General features: G+C 43.9%; 16 protein-coding genes and 1 other annotated feature. Of the genes, 6 read left to right on the top strand and 10 right to left on the bottom strand.

The window, feature by feature from the left end; genetic code table 11:
- The first annotated feature begins 33 nt into the window (after positions 1-33).
- Genes bslm_RS14680 through melA form a run of 4 tightly spaced genes read left to right on the top strand, consistent with a single transcriptional unit; the run spans position 34 to position 4,363 of the window.
- A complete protein-coding gene (locus bslm_RS14680; RefSeq protein WP_046381279.1) occupies positions 34-1,314 on the top strand; it encodes an ABC transporter substrate-binding protein in 1,281 nt (426 codons plus the stop codon).
- Positions 1,307-2,218, top strand: a complete 912-nt coding sequence (locus bslm_RS14685; RefSeq protein ID WP_029318280.1) for a carbohydrate ABC transporter permease — start codon at positions 1,307-1,309, stop codon at positions 2,216-2,218. Before bslm_RS14680 ends, bslm_RS14685 begins: the two co-directional genes overlap by 8 nt.
- Positions 2,215-3,045 (top strand): carbohydrate ABC transporter permease, encoded by an 831-nt coding sequence (locus bslm_RS14690; RefSeq protein ID WP_046381280.1) that lies wholly within the window; start codon positions 2,215-2,217, stop codon positions 3,043-3,045. Before bslm_RS14685 ends, bslm_RS14690 begins: the two co-directional genes overlap by 4 nt.
- A 19-nt stretch (positions 3,046-3,064) precedes the next feature.
- The gene (gene melA / locus bslm_RS14695) at positions 3,065-4,363 is read left to right on the top strand and encodes an alpha-galactosidase MelA (RefSeq protein WP_046381281.1); all 1,299 of its coding nucleotides are present in this window, start codon (positions 3,065-3,067) and stop codon (positions 4,361-4,363) included.
- A 21-nt stretch (positions 4,364-4,384) separates the two neighbouring features.
- Here melA and bslm_RS14700 read toward each other — a convergent pair whose 3' ends face one another.
- The 3 genes from bslm_RS14700 to bslm_RS14710 form a co-directional block, all read right to left on the bottom strand.
- Positions 4,385-4,696 carry a rhodanese-like domain-containing protein gene (locus tag bslm_RS14700; protein ID WP_004398993.1) on the bottom strand — a complete coding sequence of 104 codons (312 nt, stop codon included), beginning with the start codon at positions 4,694-4,696 and terminating at the stop codon, positions 4,385-4,387.
- Positions 4,697-4,812: 116 nt separating this feature from the next.
- Entirely contained in the window at positions 4,813-7,227 is a 2,415-nt protein-coding gene (gene leuS, locus bslm_RS14705; RefSeq protein ID WP_046381282.1) for a leucine--tRNA ligase, read from the bottom strand.
- A 109-nt stretch (positions 7,228-7,336) separates the two neighbouring features.
- Positions 7,337-7,551, bottom strand: a binding site (T-box leader).
- Between the two features lie 102 nt (positions 7,552-7,653).
- Positions 7,654-7,989, bottom strand: a complete 336-nt coding sequence (locus tag bslm_RS14710) for a DUF4257 domain-containing protein (protein ID WP_003246114.1) — start codon at positions 7,987-7,989, stop codon at positions 7,654-7,656.
- Between the two features lie 404 nt (positions 7,990-8,393).
- Here bslm_RS14710 and bslm_RS14715 point away from each other — a divergent pair, with 404 nt between their 5' ends.
- Complete coding sequence (locus tag bslm_RS14715) at positions 8,394-9,179, top strand: YtvA family blue-light photoreceptor (protein ID WP_033884846.1); 786 nt, start codon at positions 8,394-8,396, stop codon at positions 9,177-9,179.
- 236 nt (positions 9,180-9,415) lie between these two features.
- Here bslm_RS14715 and bslm_RS14720 read toward each other — a convergent pair whose 3' ends face one another.
- Complete coding sequence (locus bslm_RS14720) at positions 9,416-10,609, bottom strand: MDR family MFS transporter (protein WP_046381283.1); 1,194 nt, start codon at positions 10,607-10,609, stop codon at positions 9,416-9,418.
- Between the two features lie 188 nt (positions 10,610-10,797).
- On the opposite strand from bslm_RS14720, the gene bslm_RS14725 reads away from it, so the two are divergent.
- Entirely contained in the window at positions 10,798-11,544 is a 747-nt protein-coding gene (locus tag bslm_RS14725; protein ID WP_046381284.1) for an LMBR1 domain-containing protein, read from the top strand.
- Between the two features lie 36 nt (positions 11,545-11,580).
- Here bslm_RS14725 and bceB read toward each other — a convergent pair whose 3' ends face one another.
- From bceB to ytrE, 6 genes are all read right to left on the bottom strand, one after another.
- Positions 11,581-13,521, bottom strand: coding sequence for a bacitracin ABC transporter permease BceB (bceB, locus tag bslm_RS14730; RefSeq protein ID WP_046381285.1), 1,941 nt, complete (start codon positions 13,519-13,521; stop codon positions 11,581-11,583).
- Positions 13,511-14,272, bottom strand: a complete 762-nt coding sequence (gene bceA, locus bslm_RS14735; RefSeq protein WP_003229137.1) for a bacitracin ABC transporter ATP-binding protein BceA — start codon at positions 14,270-14,272, stop codon at positions 13,511-13,513. The genes bceB and bceA overlap by 11 nt, the downstream gene beginning before the upstream one ends.
- 101 nt (positions 14,273-14,373) lie before the next feature.
- A complete protein-coding gene (bceS, locus tag bslm_RS14740; RefSeq protein ID WP_046381286.1) occupies positions 14,374-15,378 on the bottom strand; it encodes a two-component sensor histidine kinase BceS in 1,005 nt (334 codons plus the stop codon).
- Entirely contained in the window at positions 15,371-16,066 is a 696-nt protein-coding gene (bceR, locus tag bslm_RS14745) for a two-component response regulator BceR (protein WP_033884849.1), read from the bottom strand. The genes bceS and bceR overlap by 8 nt, the downstream gene beginning before the upstream one ends.
- A gap of 96 nt (positions 16,067-16,162) precedes the next feature.
- Positions 16,163-17,473, bottom strand: coding sequence for an ABC transporter permease YtrF (gene ytrF / locus bslm_RS14750; protein ID WP_015251399.1), 1,311 nt, complete (start codon positions 17,471-17,473; stop codon positions 16,163-16,165).
- On the bottom strand, positions 17,463-18,158 hold the full coding sequence (gene ytrE, locus bslm_RS14755; RefSeq protein ID WP_003229129.1) for an ABC transporter ATP-binding protein YtrE: 696 nt from the start codon (positions 18,156-18,158) through the stop codon (positions 17,463-17,465). Before ytrE ends, ytrF begins: the two co-directional genes overlap by 11 nt.
- Positions 18,159-18,162: the final 4 nt, after the last annotated feature.

Raw genomic sequence — 18,162 nt, forward strand, 5'->3', positions numbered from 1 at the left:
GCAAAGATTCATCACGATGATAAGGAGGAAAAGATGAAACACACTTTTGTTTTATTTCTCTCTCTTATTCTGCTTGTTCTGCCCGGGTGTTCAGCAGAGAAAAGCTCAGCAGATACCGCAAAAAAGACGTTAACCATTTATTCTACAATGTCAACCGACAGTGAAAGAGATACGTTCAGAAAACTGGCAGCAACATTCGAAAAGGAACACAGTGACATTCGTGTCAGCCTTCATTTCCCAGGCAATGACTATGAAAATATAATGCGTGTCAGAATGGCGGCCAATGATTTGCCAGATCTATTCGATACACATGGCTGGGGGAAAATCAGGTACGGAGAATATACAGCGGATCTCCGGGATATGGAATGGACTCAAGATCTTGATCCTAATTTAAACAGCATCCTCAAAAATAAAAGCGGAAAGGTGTATGCCTATCCGGTCAATCAGGCAAAAGACGGCCTGGCGTATAACCGCAATATTTTAGACCGTTACGGCATTGCTCCGCCGGAAACCATGGATGACTTTATCAAAGCACTGAGAACGATTAAAGAAAAGAGCAAGGGAAGCATTGTTCCCTTCTGGTTTGCCGGATATGACAAAAGCTCATTCGCTCAATATTACGACCAATTCGCTACACCTCTTCTCATCACAGACCCTGCCCATAATGAAAAAAAACAGCTCATCAACGGCACTTTTCAATGGAGTAAATTCACTTATTTATCAGAAATCCTCAAACAAATGCAGAAAGAAAAATTAATCAATATCGACGCCGTCACGGCAAAAAAATCACAGCTCATTGAATTAATGGCCCAAAACAAAATCGCCTTTACAATGCAAGGCGGCACACTCGGCCAAGACGTTGCCCAGATCAACCCGAACGTCAAGGTCGGCATTATCCCGACTCCTGCCATCCATCCCGGTGATGACCCGATATGGATCGGCGGTGAACGCTACACCCTTGCAGCATGGAAAGATTCGCCTCAATTAAAAGAGGCAAAAGATTTTATCGCATTTATGGCCCGCCCGGCCAATGCCAAACAAATGGCTGAAGCCACATCGCTTCCTTCAGGGCTGACCAATGTGAAAGCTGATATTTTCTACGCAAACGATTATGAGCATTATCAAGATGTCAAAGTCGAGCCTTACTTCGACCGTTTATACTTGCCAAACGGAATGTGGGATGTCCTGGGCACGGTCGGGCAGGAGCTGGCGGCTGACATTTTGGCGCCTCAAGACATTTCGCAGAAGCTGGGAAGAGAATATAAACGACTCCGGGAGCAATCGGAAACACAGGGAGCTGAAAACAATGAGTGAGATCGCAAGGGACGTTCATGTGAAACAGGTTAAGCCAAAAAAGCAGTCCTCACTTTGGTGGATGTACATTCCTGCTTTGCTCTCCGTTCTGGTCTTTATGATTTATCCGTTTGTGAAAGGCACATTGATTACCTTTACAAACTGGAACGGCTTTTCACAAGTCTACCAATGGGTTGGATTCGCGCAATATGAAAGGCTGTTTTCTGATCCTGACACTTGGCACATCTTAAAAAACACTCTGCTTTACGGGCTTGGCAGCACTTTTTTTCAAAATGTGGTCGGGCTTCTGTACGCTCTGCTCTTAAATCAAAGCATTAAAACGAAAGCGGTAACAAGAACAATTGTGTATTTGCCGGTGATGATCAGCCCGCTCATTATGGGCTACATTTGGTACTTTTTCTTCTCCTATGACGGAGGCGCGCTCAACGATTTGCTCGGGGTCTTCGGCATCAGCCCTATTAATGCGCTCGCCAGTCCATCGCTCAATCCATGGATCATTGTCATGATTAACACCTATCAATATGTCGGGATCGCTATGGTTGTCTACTTAGCCGGTCTGCAAAGCATTCCAAGAGATTACTATGAAGCGGCGCAAATGGATGGCGCGAAACAAGGCCAGCAGTTTTTTACCATCACGCTGCCGCTGTTAATGCCCTCCATTACCATTAATATGGTCATCAACATTATCGGAGGCTTAAAGCTGTTTGACGTCATCATTGCACTCACCGCCGGCGGCCCCGGAAATGCGTCACAATCCATGTCCACGTTTATGTATGATTTGTATTTCAAACGGCAGGATGCCGGCTATGCCGCAACGCAAGGCATATTTATGGCTTTTGTCATTTTGATCATCAGCTTTTGCGCACTTGCGTACTTTAAAAGAAAGGAGACGGAAATGTCATGAGAGCCGCCCGTACAAAAAGCATGCGGATCATTACGCTTCTTGCAGCCATTGTGGCCTGTGCGCATTTTATTCCTTTTTATATCCTGCTGACCACTTCATTGAAAGCAAAAGGAGACTACAGTTCGAAATGGATATTTCCAGCCGACATCTCCTTTCATAATTTTTCAGAGGCGTGGGAGCGCGCTTCGCTAGGAAACTCTTTTATAAACACCATGATCATCACAGGTTTTTCTGCCTTGTTATTAATTATATTCGGCTCACTTGCCGCCTACCCGCTTGCCCGGCGGGAAACGAAACTGAATAAAGTCGTTTTTGCCTTGCTGATTTCCATTATGATCATCCCTCCGTTAACGTCCATGGTTCCTTTGTACCGAATGGTCGTGGACGCCGGAATGGTCAATACACACGCAATCGCCATTTTCATCAATACAGCGGCTTACATGCCGTTAACCGTATTCTTATATTCAGGCTTTATCCGATCGACCATTCCAAAAGAGCTTGAAGAAGCCGCAAGAATTGACGGCGCAGGCATGCTGAAAATCTTTTTTACGATTGTGTTTCCTCTGCTGAAGCCGATCACTGCGACCATCTGTATTATTTCTTGTGTCTTTATTTGGAACGACTATCAATTTGCCATTTTCTTTTTACAAGATCAAAAGGTTCAGACATTAACAGTAGCCATGGCAAGTTTTTTTGGAGAAAACGCAAACAACCTTCATTTAGTTGCCGCAGCGGCACTTATGGCAATGCTGCCGATGGTTGTTCTGTTTTTGGCGCTGCAAAAATACTTTATTGCCGGCCTGTCTTCCGGAGCGGTAAAGGGTTAACATTAAAGGAGGAAGCAATATGAAAAAGATTACATTTATCGGTGCAGGGAGCACGATTTTCGCCAAAAATGTTTTGGGAGACTGCCTGTTAACAGAGGCACTGAATGGATTTGAGTTCGCTCTTTACGACATTGATTCCAAACGCCTGCAGGAATCTCAGCTCATGCTCGAAAATCTAAGAGACCGTTATAACCCAAGTGTGGCCATCAACAGCTATGATGACAGAAAACTCGCCTTGCAAAACGCAGGCTATGTCATCAATGCGATTCAGGTTGGAGGATACAAACCCAGCACAGTCATCGATTTCGAGATTCCTAAACGGTATGGGCTGCGCCAGACGATCGCCGATACAGTCGGCATCGGCGGGATATTCAGATCTCTCAGAACAATCCCGGTCTTATTTGATATCGCAAAAGATATGGAGGAAATGTGCCCTGACGCATGGTTCTTAAACTATACAAATCCAATGGCCACTCTTACAGGCGCCATGCTCCGCTATACCAATATCAAAACAATCGGGCTCTGCCACAGTGTTCAAGTGTGCACGAAGGATTTATTTAAAGCTCTCGGAATGGAGCATGACGGAATTGAGGAACGCATTGCGGGCATTAATCATATGGCTTGGCTTTTGGAAGTCAAAAAAGACGGCACAGATTTATATCCAGAAATCAAAAGGAGAGCGAAAGAAAAACAAAAAACAAAGCATCATGATATGGTGCGGTTTGAATTAATGGATAAGTTCGGCTATTATGTCACGGAATCGTCCGAACATAACGCAGAGTATCACCCATACTTTATTAAACGGAATTACCCTGAACTGATCAGCGAGCTGCAAATCCCGCTCGACGAATATCCGAGAAGGTGCGTCAAGCAAATTGAAAATTGGGAGAAAATGCGGGATGATATCGTCAATAATAAAAACCTTACGCACGAACGCTCAAAGGAATATGGTTCAAGAATTATAGAAGCAATGGAAACAAACGAACCATTCACCTTCGGAGGAAACGTCTTGAATACAGGGCTGATCACCAACCTTCCTTCAAAAGCGGTTGTGGAAGTGACATGCGTCGCCGACAGAAAAAAAATTACACCGTGCTTCGCCGGAGAACTGCCTGAGCAGCTTGCCGCCTTAAACCGGACGAATATTAATACACAGCTGATGACAATCGAAGCGGCTGTCACACGGAAAAAAGAAGCGGTTTACCAAGCTGCAATGCTTGATCCGCATACAAGCGCGGAGCTTTCCATGAAGGACATCATCTCCATGTGCGACGATTTATTTGCAGCACACGGCGATTGGCTTCCGGAATACAAATAAAAACTAGGGGACCGCTCTCCCCTAGTTTTTTGGTTTTGTTTCGCCTTCCCAGGCCATCATGCCGCCTTCAACATTGACTGTTTTAAAGCCTTGCTCATCCAGGTACTTGCAGACGTTCATGCTGCGCATTCCTGAGCGGCAGATAAATACGTACTCTTTGTCTTTATCAAGGGTTTCCATTTTTTCAGGAATATCCCCCATGCGAATATGAACGGCTTGCGGGATCATGCCTTCCGCTACCTCTTCATCTTCTCTGACATCAATTAAATATAATTCTTCGTCCGCCTCAATTTTTTCTTTCAAAGCGGCTGTGCTGATTTCTTTTATTTCCAAAGAAAACACTCCTATTCACAGTGATCATGTTCAGTATATCAAAGTCAGCCGAACGATTGCTATTCTGAGACTGATGAAAAAAAATCCCCTTTTGGCAAAGGGGATTTTTTCTAGGCTTAGTTTGCCACAATATTGACAAGCTTCCCAGGCACCGCGATGATTTTCCGAATCGTTTTGCCTTCAAGCTGCTCTTTGACCTTTTCATCTGCTTGAGCAAGCTGTTCCAGCTGTTCTTTCGTTGCATCGGCAGGAACCTGTAATTTCGCTTTTACTTTTCCGTTCAGCTGAACAACGATTTCAACTTCATCATCCACAAGTTTTGTTTCATCATATACAGGCCAAGCTTCGTAGGCAATTGTGCCGGAATGGCCAAGCTTCTCCCATAGCTCTTCCGCTAAGTGTGGCGCGACAGGAGAAAGAAGCTTCACGAAGCCTTCCATATATTCTTTCGGCAGTTCTGTTGCTTTATAAGCTTCATTAATAAAGACCATCAGCTGGGAAATACCCGTGTTGAAACGAAGGCCTTCATAATGGTCTGTGACTTTCATGACCGTTTCATGATAGACGCGCTCCAATGTTTCACCCGCGCCTTCAACGATTTTGCCATTAAGCTCACCGTTTTCTTCAACAAATAGGCGCCATACACGGTCAAGGAAACGGCGCGCACCGTCTAATCCTGATTCAGACCAGGCGATTGAAGCATCAAGAGGTCCCATGAACATTTCGTACAATCTCAGCGTATCAGCACCGTGAGAGGCCACGATTTCGTCAGGATTGACAACGTTCCCTTTAGATTTACTCATTTTTTCGTTGTTTTCGCCGAGAATCATTCCTTGGTTGTACAGCTTTTGGAACGGTTCTTTCGTCGGCACTACGCCGATATCATAAAGGAACTTATGCCAGAAGCGGGCATACAGAAGGTGAAGCACGGCATGCTCTGCACCGCCGATATACATATCGACCGGAAGCCATTTTTCCAATTTTTCTGGTGATGCCAGCTGATCCGGATTGTGCGGATCAATATAGCGCAAGAAATACCAGCAGCTTCCCGCCCATTGCGGCATTGTATTCGTTTCTCTTCTTCCTTTTTTCCCTGTCTCAGGGTCTGTGACTTCCACCCACTCTTTAATGTTCGCAAGCGGTGATTCGCCCGTTCCGCTCGGTTTGATTTCATCCGTTTTCGGCAAAATCAGCGGCAGCTCCTCTTCAGGGACAGCTGTTGACGTTCCGTCTTCCCAATGAATGACCGGAATCGGCTCGCCCCAATAACGCTGGCGGCTGAAGAGCCAGTCACGAAGACGGTACGTCACTTTCTTCTCACCGTTTTTCGTTTCTTCCAGCCAAGCGATCACTTTCTCAATCGCTTCCTGTTTGTGAAGGCCGTTCAGGAAATCAGAGTTCACGTGCTCGCCGTCGCCAGTATAGGCTGCTTCCTCAACGTTCCCGCCTTTTACGACTTCCTTCACCGGAAGGCCGAATGTTTTGGCGAATTCAAAATCACGCTCATCGTGTCCAGGAACTGCCATGACAGCACCTGTTCCGTATGATGCAAGAACATAATCCGCAATCCAAATCGGCAGTTTTTCTCCGTTTACAGGATTGATCGCATACGCTCCTGTAAATACGCCTGTCTTTGTTTTCGCAAGATCTGTGCGTTCTAGGTCACTCTTTGATTGAATTTCTTTGATATAAGCTTCAACAGCTTCTTTTTGCTCTGCCGTTGTGATGTCTTCCACCAATGCGTGTTCCGGGGCAAGGACAGTGTATGTAGCGCCAAACAGCGTATCTGGTCTTGTTGTAAACACCGTAAAGGAATCATCATGTCCATCTATAGCAAAATGAACGTGAGCGCCTTCCGAACGGCCGATCCAGTTGCGCTGCATATCTTTAATGCTTTCCGGCCAATCAAGCTCTTCCAAGTCCTCAAGGAGCCTGTCCGCATAAGCGGTGATTTTCAGCATCCACTGCTTCATTGGGCGTCTCTCTACCGGATGGCCGCCGCGTTCGCTCTTGCCGTCAATGACTTCTTCGTTGGCAAGAACCGTACCGAGCGCAGGGCACCAGTTTACAGGCACTTCGTCAACGTAAGCAAGGCCTTTTTCGTATAGCTTTAAGAAAATCCATTGCGTCCATTTATAGTATTCAGGGTCAGTCGTATTGATTTCGCGATCCCAGTCATATGAGAAGCCAAGCGCTTGAATTTGGCGGCGGAAGTTATCAATATTCTGCTTCGTAAACACAGCGGGGTCGTTCCCTGTGTCAAGCGCGTACTGTTCAGCTGGCAGGCCGAATGCGTCCCAGCCCATTGGATGAAGGACATCATAGCCCTGCATGCGCTTCATGCGGGACAGAATATCCGTAGCTGTATATCCTTCAGGATGGCCGACGTGCAACCCAGCTCCAGACGGATAAGGAAACATGTCCAGCGCGTAAAATTTTTGTTTTTCATTATTATCAAGAGTGGCAAATGTTTTGTTTTCAAGCCAATATGTCTGCCATTTCTTTTCTATCTCTTTGTGCTGAAAACTCAAAGTAAAAACCTCCTTCTGATTGAATACGGCGTGTATGGTTCAAGTATTGACGGGAAGGAGAGGATTATATTCAGAATATTCCCAAACTAAAAAAAACTCCCTCATCCCAAAAAGGGACGAGAGACTTTCGTTTTCCCGCGGTACCACCCTCGTTAGCGCGGCATACGCCGCACTCACTTGATACTTTTAACGCAGTTATGCGTCAGCGGCTTTTCACCGCTGCAACTCTGAGGTGAGTTCGGAAACAAACTTGATTGACTTTCACCAGCCGTCAACTCTCTGCAACAATATCTGTTTCTTACTGCTCCTCTTCATTGTTCTTATCGCAACCGTAATCTAACTGTATTTTATAGAATTCTGTTCATAAGTGCAAGCAGGTTTGTATACAATGGGAATGTACCCTGAACGGGCGGAGATTGAGGACAATTATTCGGGTGGAGTTTTGGTTTGACGTTTGGACTCGGCCGGTTCGCCGCCGCTGTTCAGTTCTCTCACAAAGTCAAAACTTCTGAGAACAGCTTCACCGCCGTAGCCTGAGATAATGGATAAGATGACAAGTTGAATTCCTGAATCGGGGTCAGCGGATAATACAAGTAAAATGGAAGCCGTCATGCCGATAAACCAATCTTCCAAAAATCCAAGGTAGATAAACCGCTTCGTCATTCTGGGCTTCTCCAGCCTGCCTCTCTTTTTCACATGACCGAGAATCCCCATGATTCCTCCAATTACACAAGCAATGAGTACCTGATGCAGCATCTTCATCATCACCTTCCTAAAGCCCTTATTTCGTAAAGCGACTTCAGGCCATCCAGCCCCCTTAAACGATTCCGATGATTTTCGATATCTACATACCGGCAAATCTGTAAAAAGCTTGTTTCTTCCATTATATGTGAACACATGATCGGTAAGCTTGATGCATTGGATTCATTTTTCACCCAGTGACATTGACCTAGTCACCTATTTAGCATGTAGAAAACCTTTCCGTTCATATGTTCAAATTCTGTTCTTATTTTTAGTGTATACGAGGACAAGCCCTAATGACAAACAACAAACTGCACTTGCTTGAATCAGAACATGTGTTGTGCTACGGTTACTGTAGAATTCATTTTAAAAAAGGGGAATATCAGGCTTTCGCATAGCAAGCTGACGGCCTAAGGGGGATTTATATGGCTAGTTTTCAATCATTTGGGATACCAGGACAGCTGGAAGTCATCAAAAAAGCGCTTGATCACGTGCGAGTCGGTGTGGTAATTACAGATCCCGCACTTGAAGATAATCCTATTGTCTACGTAAATCAAGGCTTTGTTCAAATGACCGGCTACGAAACCGAGGAAATTTTAGGAAAGAACTGCCGCTTCTTACAGGGGAAACACACAGATCCTGCAGAAGTGGACAACATCAGAACCGCTTTACAAAATAAAGAACCGGTCACCGTTCAGATTCAAAACTACAAAAAAGACGGAACGATGTTCTGGAATGAATTAAATATTGATCCAATGGAAATAGAGGATAAAACGTATTTTGTCGGAATTCAGAAAGACATCACCAAGCAAAAAGAGTATGAAAAGCTTCTCGAGGATTCCCTCACGGAAATTACTGCACTTTCAACTCCTATTGTCCCGATTCGCAATGGCATTTCGGCTCTTCCGCTAGTCGGAAACCTGACAGAGGAGCGATTTAATTCCATTGTTTGCACATTGACGAATATCTTATCAACATCCAAAGATGATTATTTGATCATTGATTTATCCGGATTGGCCCAAGTGAACGAACAAACGGCCGACCAAATTTTCAAGCTGAGCCATTTGCTGAAATTGACCGGAACTGAGTTAATCATTACCGGCATTAAGCCTGAATTGGCCATGAAAATGAATAAATTGGATGCCAATTTTTCGTCGCTGAAAACATATTCAAATGTAAAGGATGCCGTTAAAGTGCTTCCGATTATGTAAAAAGATCCCGCTCATCCGGCGGGATCTTTCAGATTGTTGACAAAATCCTAAAATGGTTTTCATTTTAGGATTTTGTCATCTTTTCAGCGTGATTGAAAACCCTTGAAGTCTAGGAAGGACGAGCATAGGAGCGGAGCGAATGTTCTAATTCGTGAGCACCGAAGCGCAGGCCTGACAACGAATGCGAGGGTTTGTCGACACGCTGAAAGATCCCGCTCACCCAGCGGGATCTTTTATTATGAAGAGATTGATGCCTGCTTATTTGTTTCTTTAACTGATTTTAGCCGTTTGTCATATAGAAGCGTTGTGGCAATACTGATCAGCAGCAATACCAACAGAGATAAAACAAGGGCCTTAATGCCGTAATGATCGACAAGCACTCCTCCGAACAGGGGACCAATCATTCTTCCGCCTGTCGCCGCACTGTTGACAAAGCCTTGATAAAAGCCTTCTTTCCCTTTAGGGGCAAGCTGATTGGCAATTGTCGGCACAGCAGGCCAAACAAGCATTTCTCCGATCGTCAGGATCACCATCGCTGCGAGAAACATCGGAAATTGCTTTGCAGTCAGCAGCATGCTGAAAGACACAATAAAAATGATAAAGCCGATGACCATTTGCGCTTTTAGCGACTCGGCCCATTTTTTCACCACAAAACTGACGAGCGGCTGGCCGAGCACAATGAGAATTCCGTTAACTGTCCATAGCACGCTATATAAGGAAAGAGATATTCCAATGCTTTGTGTGTACGAAGCAATTGTGGTTGACCATTGAGAATAAGCCAGCCATCCGAGTACATAGCCTCCGCTTAAAATGAACAATGCGGCAAATTTTGCTTTGCTGTTCACAGCATCGTAATCAAGCACGGATGGTTGGGATGCATCGCCCGTCTGAATATTTCGAAATCCGAAATATACAACAAAGAAAAAGATCAGATACAATACGGCATTTGCCAAAAATACATATGAAAACGAGAAAGATGCCACGACACCGCCAAGTGCTGAACCGACGGCCACACCCGCGTTTTGCGCGACATATATCGCATTAAATGCCTTCCTTCCCCCTTCAGGCCATACCGATCCCGCCATTGCGTAGCTGGCCGGAAAAACTACACCGGAGCCAAAGCCCACAATCGTCAGCAGCACAATATAGGTCGGCCAATCATGAAAAAAGACAAGGCCCATCAGGCTTGCTAACGTAATGGCTATCCCAAGCATAATCGATTTAAAACCGCCGATTTTATCAAACAAAAAACCTCCGCATAAATTGCCAGCCACACTGGCGCCGGAGTTCAGCATCAGGACAAGTCCGGCTACCGTTAACGACTTTCCTAAATGATTATGGATATAAATCGTATTCAGCGGCCATAAAAAAGAAGCACCCGTCACATTGATAAACATTCCAATGACTAAAATTTTAAGAGCACGCGGCATACTCATCCCCCTTTCTTACCTAAAAAAGCTCATGAAAAAAACGAAACCTAAAACGGCTCCGTACGAATCCAGTTATCATAGCACATTCATTCTATCTGTCTCTCTCACATTTTTCAACTGATGAGCGTGAAAAAATCTAACAAATATTGTTTGGAAAATGTAAAATAAATAGAAAAAGGGGGCATATTATGGAAATGGCATTAGCATTCTTAGGTTTTCTGGCATGTCTCATTGCACTGGGCTATGGATTATATCACTTTGTCAGATATGTACTGAAAAAGGAAAAACGTTTCTCCAAGAGACTTTTTTGGCCGCTTTTCATTGGAGGCCTTGTGCTGCTCTTTACCGGAGCAGCATTGGCAGAACCTGACACTTCCGCAGCAAATGCCGAGAAAAAATATTCAGCGCTAAACGCCGAATACAAAAACCTCACAAAAGAGCATGAAGAACTTGAGAAAGAATATAAATCTGTCAGCTCTGAAGCAAAAAAATTAAAAGACAACAAAGAAGATCAAGACAAGCTTGAGAAGCTTAAAAACGAAAATAGCGATCTAAAAAAGACTCAGAAATCATTAAAAGCTGAGATTAAAGAGCTTCAAGAAAATCAAAAGCAGCTCAAAGAAGATGCAAAAACGGCAAAGGCTGAAAATGAAACACTCCGACAAGATAAAACAAAGCTTGAAAATCAATTAAAAGAGACGGAAAGCCAAACTACCAGTTCTCATGAAGACACTGGAAGTTCTTCAAACAATACGAGTAAAAGTGATGAAACCAAAACAGCTGACAAAGCAGAAGGCTGTAATATCAAAGGAAGCAAAAACGGCATCTACCACACGCCAGGCAGTACATACTATGACCGGACAACCGATCCGGCTGAAATGTTTTGCTCAGTTGAAGAAGCTGAAGCCGCCGGTTATCGGGCGCCAAAACGATAAACAAAAAGCTCCAGTATGTCTGGAGCTTTTTCTGTTTCACAACGACGATTTAATGACCTTCTTATAAGAAAGAACTGACAGAAAACCAAAAATGGAGTAGAGCGCAGTATATAACACCATCACCATAATCATGGGCGCCCATACCTCTGATCCGAATAAGAACCAGCCGGATTGGACGGCAAAGTAACTGTGGAAGAGCCCGACAACGAGCGGAATGCCGAAGTTATACATTTGTTTGATGCGTATTCCCTTTATTAGGTCGCCCTGCGTAAAGCCGAGTTTTCTTAAAATCGTATAGCTCGGTTTTTCATCTTCACTTTCACCCATTTGTTTAAAATAAAGGATACAACCTGATGTAATAAGGAACGTTAACCCTAAGAAGCCGACGATGAACATCACCATACCAAACAGTGATTTTTGCGCAGCGCTTGTATCCAGTCTTGATAAATGCTCGTTTTTCTTGTTCACCTGTTGAAAAAGCTCATTTGCTTTTTCCATTTGATCGTCATGTTTCACATTGACGCCGATAAATGTAGATTGCGCCAGCTGAATGCGGGGGTCCTTATCCTTGTTCAGCTGTTTAAACAGGCTGTCATCCACAATGACAGCGGGCATGCCCCCGCTTGTAAACGTGTAGGATACAAGAAACTCTTCTCTTAATCCTTTATATTTTAATGGCTGCGCCTCGTGCTTGCTTTTTACTTTAATAACACCAGAGTCCTTGAAAACCATTATTTTTTGCAGCAAGTCGGTGTATCCTGAGAAAACGGCTTCTCCAGCCGCCACATCGACTCCTTTTACATCTTTGTCGCTAACAACAGCAAGCTGCATATTGCCGGGATCGCCCTGCATCTCTTTCGGAGTTCCATCCATAATATTTGCAATGTCAACATTTGCTTGCAGGACAAGTGTTGCCTTTTTTACAAACGAGATGTTGCTTTCCCTCAATCTGTTTTCAAATAACTTGGCATCTTTCTCATTCATGAATGAAAAATCAGCCGCTACATTTTGTTCAGCGGTCTTTTCCGACGAGTAATACGAGATGTAAGCAAGAGATAACAGCCCGATGGCGAGCGCTGAAACGGTTGTAATAATCGTCAGCAGCAGCGCATTCGATTTCATTCTGAACATGATCGATGACAGTGACAGAACCTCAGAAATATTTAAGTAGCCGCCCTTGCTTTTTCGAATGATATTCGAGATAAACGTAACTGATCCTTTATAAAACAAAAACGTCCCGATAATGACGCTCCCCAGAATGAAGCTCATCGCAACAAACAGTTCATTAATGGTCTTAAATTTTCCGCCAAACAGCTCAGAAGACACATAGTATCCTGTCAAAATCAACACGATGCCTAAAGCGCCGATCAGCATTTGGAAAAATGATATTTTCTTTACTTTGTCTTCAGTGGAGGACGTTACTTTAAACAAAGATAAAATACTCTGTTTTTTGATAAACGTATAATTCATGATCATGATCAAAAGGTAAATGCCGCAGAACACAATGACCGTTTGGACCAAAGCCTGCTCAGAAAAATGCAGTTTCGCATCCGCTTTGACATCGACAATTTTGAACAGAATCATCAAGACCAGCTTCGATATCGAAAACCCGGCCGCTACCCCGATCGCTAATGAACCGAAATACAGCATGACATTTTCTGCACTTAAGATGCGAAAAATTTTATGCTTCGTCATTCCAATCAATTGAAACAGCCCGATTTCTTTACTCCGTCTCTTAATAAAAATCGTATTGGCATATAAAATGAAGATCGCCACAACAGCCACAAGCAAAATCGAAGCGGTTTTAATAGCCGCGGCTCCCTTGATTGAAGCCTTCACTTCGTTAATTGCTGGATCATACTGCAGCGTGACAAAGGCGAAATAAAGCGCCACGCTAAAGATGAGCGCAAACACATACAAATAGTAATTCCGGAGATTCTTTTTCAAATTTCGCAGGATGAGCTGATTAATGTTCATGCTGCACCCCGCCTAACACGCCTTGCGTTTTCATAATATCCTGGAAAAACGTTTGCCTGTCCTGGCCCCCTTTATTCAGCTGTGTATACATTTGCCCGTCCTTAATAAAAATGACTCTGCCGCAGTAGCTGGCAGCGACGGGATCATGGGTAACCATAATAATCGTCGCGTTGCGTTTTTGATTGAGCTGGCTCAGCTTATTTAATAGATCGGAGGCCGATTTCGAATCGAGCGCGCCGGTCGGTTCATCAGCGAAAATAATGCTCGGGTCATGAATAAACGCTCTTCCAGCGGATGTTCTCTGCTTCTGGCCGCCGGAAATTTCATTCGGGTACTTATCCCGCAATTCATATATTCCCAGTTCCTTGGCAACTTCCTCAAACTTGCGATTGGCTTCCTTTTTTGATAGTTTCGTGATCGATAAAGGCAGAAGGATATTCTCTTTCACTGTCAATGTGTCTAACAAATTGTAATCCTGAAAGATAAAGCCTAAATGCTGTTTTCTAAATTCAGCCAGCTGCTTTTCCTTCATAGCCGTCATGTCATTTCCATTAATATGAATGGTTCCGTGACTGACCTGATCGATTGAGGACAGAACGTTGAGCAAAGTGGTTTTTCCCGACCCGGAAGCACCCATAATACTGACGAATTCGCCCTTTTCAATGTGAATATCGATGCCCTTCAGCACTTCCTGTTTATTCAGCTTGTTTCCATAACTTTTTCGAATTTTATTCGCTTCTAAAATCACCATTTACGCAGTCTCCTTTATATTGGATAATCTCATTATAAAAAGGAATGCCGGGCTTTTCCTTCGATACGGCGAACAAAAAAGAAAAGCATGTGACATTTTCGTCACACGCTTATGACATGTTCAAATTGATTCCGTATTGGAAAGGTTAATGTAAAAACTGTCCCCGCACCAAACTCCGACTCAACATCAATAAGGATCAATAACGGCGCCGCTGCTTTTTTTGCCAGGTACAGGCCCATGCCAGTTGACGCTTGATCATGGTGATCCGTTGTGGATGTAAATCCTTTATCAAAAATACGCGGTACATCTTTTGGATCAATGCCCCTGCCACAATCTTTCACTTGGAGCTGCGTCTGTTCCCCTTTTTGAAAGCTTTTGATCTCGATTTCAGAGGCTTCGCTGTATTTCACCGCGTTTGTCAGCAGCTGCCTGATGATAAACGCCAGCCATTTTGCATCGCTCAGCACTTCTTTGGCCTCGAGCTGTATGTCAAAACCGATCCCTTTTTGGATACACCACGATTGTAAATCTTTGATTTCTTTAAAGATCAAAGGCTGAAGCTGAATGAATTCTACTGACAGGTCGTTTTCAATAAATGAAATGCGTTTTTGATGAAGCTGCTGATCAAGAAGCAGGTGAATACGCAGCCATTCATATGACAGCTGGGATTTCAGTGCTTTTTCTTCCATTCTATCAATGATTAAATGCATCGCTGTTAATGGGGTTTTGACCTCATGGATCCATGCCATCAGCTCATCTTTTTCATTTTCCAATGCTAAGCGATGCCGTGCTGCGGTCTGCTTCAAGTGTTCTGTTTGCCCGGCAATGCTTCTTTCAACCATTGCTTCAAACGGCGTTTCCGGTTCATTTATGGCTGTCACATCGAGATTGTTCTCCCATGTTTTCAAGCTTTTATAAAACGCTGTTTCTTTCCGATAGCGGAACCAAAGGAATATGATAAAAAACAAGATGCACAAATACACCATATAAAGTACATTCCCAAATGATATGGAAGGATCGACAAAAGCAATGAACAGCATCAAAGCCTGCTGAAACAAAAACGCGGCAATCCAGCTCCGCCTTTCGATAAGGAATGCTTTAATCATAGAACTTGTCCTCTTCCTTCGCGATGTAGCCCTGGCCCACCTTTGTCTCGATATATGCACCAAGCTGCAGGGCGTCCAGTTTTTTTCGAAGGCGATTGACATTGACGGTCAGCGTATTATCACTAACAAAACGCTCATCGTTCCACAAGCTTCTGATCAGCTCTTCCCGGCTGACGATCTTGTTTTTTTGCTCTATTAATTGTTTTAGAATGAACATTTCATTTTTGGTCAGTTCAACAGATCCTTTGTCATTGCTGACGAGGTTCTGCTCCGCGTCTACAGCAGCGCCGCACCACGTTTTAATCGTATTCGGCTCCGTATTATAATGGTGCACACGCCGGAACATCGCTTGGATTTTCGCAATCAGCACATCAAAATGAAATGGCTTTTGGATAAAGTCATCTGCCCCGAGCTGCATGGACATCACCATATCAGCAGGATGATCCCGGGAGGATAAAAAGAGAATCGGAACATTTGACCGGGAGCGGATCAGCCGGCACCAATGAAAGCCGTCAAATTTAGGCAGCTGTACATCAATAATGACACAATCAGGATTAACCGCCGCAAATTCCTGCAGCACCTGACTGAAATCCTGAATGCCGTATACATCATAGGACCATCCCGTTAAACGATCCTTGATTTCATGAAACAGCGATTCATCATCTTCAATCAGCAAAAGTTTAAACAATCAACTCACCGCACTTTTTCCTTTTTTATCAAGTGTATAGCAAAACGCTATCATGCGCTATAGAAAAAGCCGGCTGTCTCAGCCGGCTCGTTCGCATTATAGTTCTCTTCTCAACGCTGTCAGCACGTTGGTTTTTGTTGCTTTTCTCGCCGGGTTCATTCCGGAAATGACTGCGACCCCTCCGCAAATCACAACGGCAATGATCACAAGACTCGCCGGGATGTAGGAGAATGTGTAATTCAAGTCGCCCGCATCGCTTCCGCTTGTGGCCGCAAGAATCATCGGAACGGCCAGGTTGACAAGGTAGCTCACGCCGTAAGAAATGATAATCCCAATCACACAGCCTAAAATTCCGATATACGCGCTTTCCATCAAGAACATTCGGCGAATGATTGACGGGCTCGCCCCAATCGCTTTCATAATGCCGATCTCTTGCGTTCTCTCTGTCACCGCCATCGTCATCGTGTTAAAAATGCCGATCGCTGAAATGATAACTGCGATACATCCGACAAAGATCAGTCCGATTTTGAAGACCATGAAGAAGGTATTGGCTCCCTCAAGTTCAGTAGTCACTGATGTGACATAGTACCCGTCATCTGTTAGATCATTTGTCAGCTGTTCCACATTCTCAAACTTATCAGCAAAAACACCAATGTTCGTTTCAACATTTCCGCCTTTGAAATCTAAGAATTCCGAAAAATCTTTTTTGAATTGATCACTGATAAAAATGTTTGAGTCCTCCATCCAGTCTTGAGATGGTTTTTTTGTAATACCGACAATTTTAAAGTCATATGTTTTTGTTTTTGTAACATCCCCTGTTTTAGGATCTGTCTTCGATACACTTAGTTCTATTGTTTTGTTCAGAATATCTTTCGTATAGCCCTTTGGTTCTTTTATATCTTCTGGATTTCCTTTTGCTTCTTCGATTTTTTTGTTATATTCTTCCGATTCTTTTTTCGTCAATAATCTCTTTGCGAAGTCGTATCCTACTACGATTTCATTTTCCGACTTTGCGACTCTTCCCTTTTCCAATTCCATATTGGCCTTTAATTCATCATTCATATTAGTAAAAATGAGATTTGAGCTTTCATTTGTACGATTGCCTAAAGTAGCTTTGTTTGGTTCATACACTTGCGTTCTTTCTACAACTGACCTTACGTGATCATACTTCTCTAAATCAGCTTTTTTAATAGGCTTGTCTCCTTCCTTGCCCATTACACTGACTTTCGTTACAATCTGCTGGCTCATTGTCATATCTGTAATTGTCTTTTGAATCCCAAATCCAACGGACGACAGCACAACCAAAAACGCACACGCCATTGTTGTCGCAAGAATCGTCATAAAGACGCGAAGTCTGTTTTTCTTCATATTTCTTCTGATAAAATGAACCTGATCCTTAAACCTCAACGGTAATTCCTCCTTTTAGCACACCATCATGAAGCTGAAATTTTGAATGTCCGATAGAAGCGACTTCATCATCGTGAGTAATGATCACAAATGTAATGCCACGCTCACGATTCAGCTGCTGGATCAATTCCAGCACTTCATGTTCCGTTTCTGAATCAAGGCTTCCCGTCGGCTCATCCGCTAAGATAATCGAAGGATTTAAAATCAATGCTCGAGCAATACTGACACGCTGCTGCTGGCCGCCTGACAGTTCATTCGGATAATGAGCGGCGTGGTTTTCCAGACCGACGCGTTTCAGCATGTCCTGCACCTTTTGCTTCCGCTCAGATGGCTTGATTCCTTTTAACGCCAGCGGCATTTCCACATTCTCATACGTCGTTAAACCCGGGATGAGCTGAAAGCTCTGAAAAATAAACCCGAAATGGTCAAGCCGAAATTGCGCCCATTCCTTTTCATTAAACCCCGTAACATCAGTGCCATTAATGACAATCCGCCCTTTTGTCGGCGATATGTAGCCGGAAATTAAATTCAAAAGCGTTGATTTCCCTGAGCCGCTTCGTCCGACAATGCAGGCGATTTCCCCTTTCGCCACGCTCAATGAAACATCCTTCAATACTGGAACTTCATTCTCACGGCCCTTTTTTCCGATCGTGAAAGAATGGTCGATATGCTGAACATCAATCATATGT

The organism is Bacillus sp. LM 4-2, assembly GCF_000978495.1.
Lineage (GTDB): Bacteria > Bacillota > Bacilli > Bacillales > Bacillaceae > Bacillus > Bacillus subtilis.

Coding starts and splice junctions, on each gene's coding strand:
- bslm_RS14680 (WP_046381279.1), top strand. CDS start 34: ATGAAACACACTTTTGTTTTATTTCTCTCTCTTATTCTGCTTGTTCTG.
- bslm_RS14685 (WP_029318280.1), top strand. CDS start 1,307: ATGAGTGAGATCGCAAGGGACGTTCATGTGAAACAGGTTAAGCCAAAA.
- bslm_RS14690 (WP_046381280.1), top strand. CDS start 2,215: ATGAGAGCCGCCCGTACAAAAAGCATGCGGATCATTACGCTTCTTGCA.
- melA (WP_046381281.1), top strand. CDS start 3,065: ATGAAAAAGATTACATTTATCGGTGCAGGGAGCACGATTTTCGCCAAA.
- bslm_RS14710 (WP_003246114.1), bottom strand. CDS start 7,989: ATGAAGATGCTGCATCAGGTACTCATTGCTTGTGTAATTGGAGGAATC.
- bslm_RS14715 (WP_033884846.1), top strand. CDS start 8,394: ATGGCTAGTTTTCAATCATTTGGGATACCAGGACAGCTGGAAGTCATC.
- bslm_RS14720 (WP_046381283.1), bottom strand. CDS start 10,609: ATGCCGCGTGCTCTTAAAATTTTAGTCATTGGAATGTTTATCAATGTG.
- bslm_RS14725 (WP_046381284.1), top strand. CDS start 10,798: ATGGAAATGGCATTAGCATTCTTAGGTTTTCTGGCATGTCTCATTGCA.
- bceB (WP_046381285.1), bottom strand. CDS start 13,521: ATGAACATTAATCAGCTCATCCTGCGAAATTTGAAAAAGAATCTCCGG.
- bceA (WP_003229137.1), bottom strand. CDS start 14,272: ATGGTGATTTTAGAAGCGAATAAAATTCGAAAAAGTTATGGAAACAAG.
- bceS (WP_046381286.1), bottom strand. CDS start 15,378: ATGATTAAAGCATTCCTTATCGAAAGGCGGAGCTGGATTGCCGCGTTT.
- ytrE (WP_003229129.1), bottom strand. CDS start 18,158: ATGATTGATGTTCAGCATATCGACCATTCTTTCACGATCGGAAAAAAG.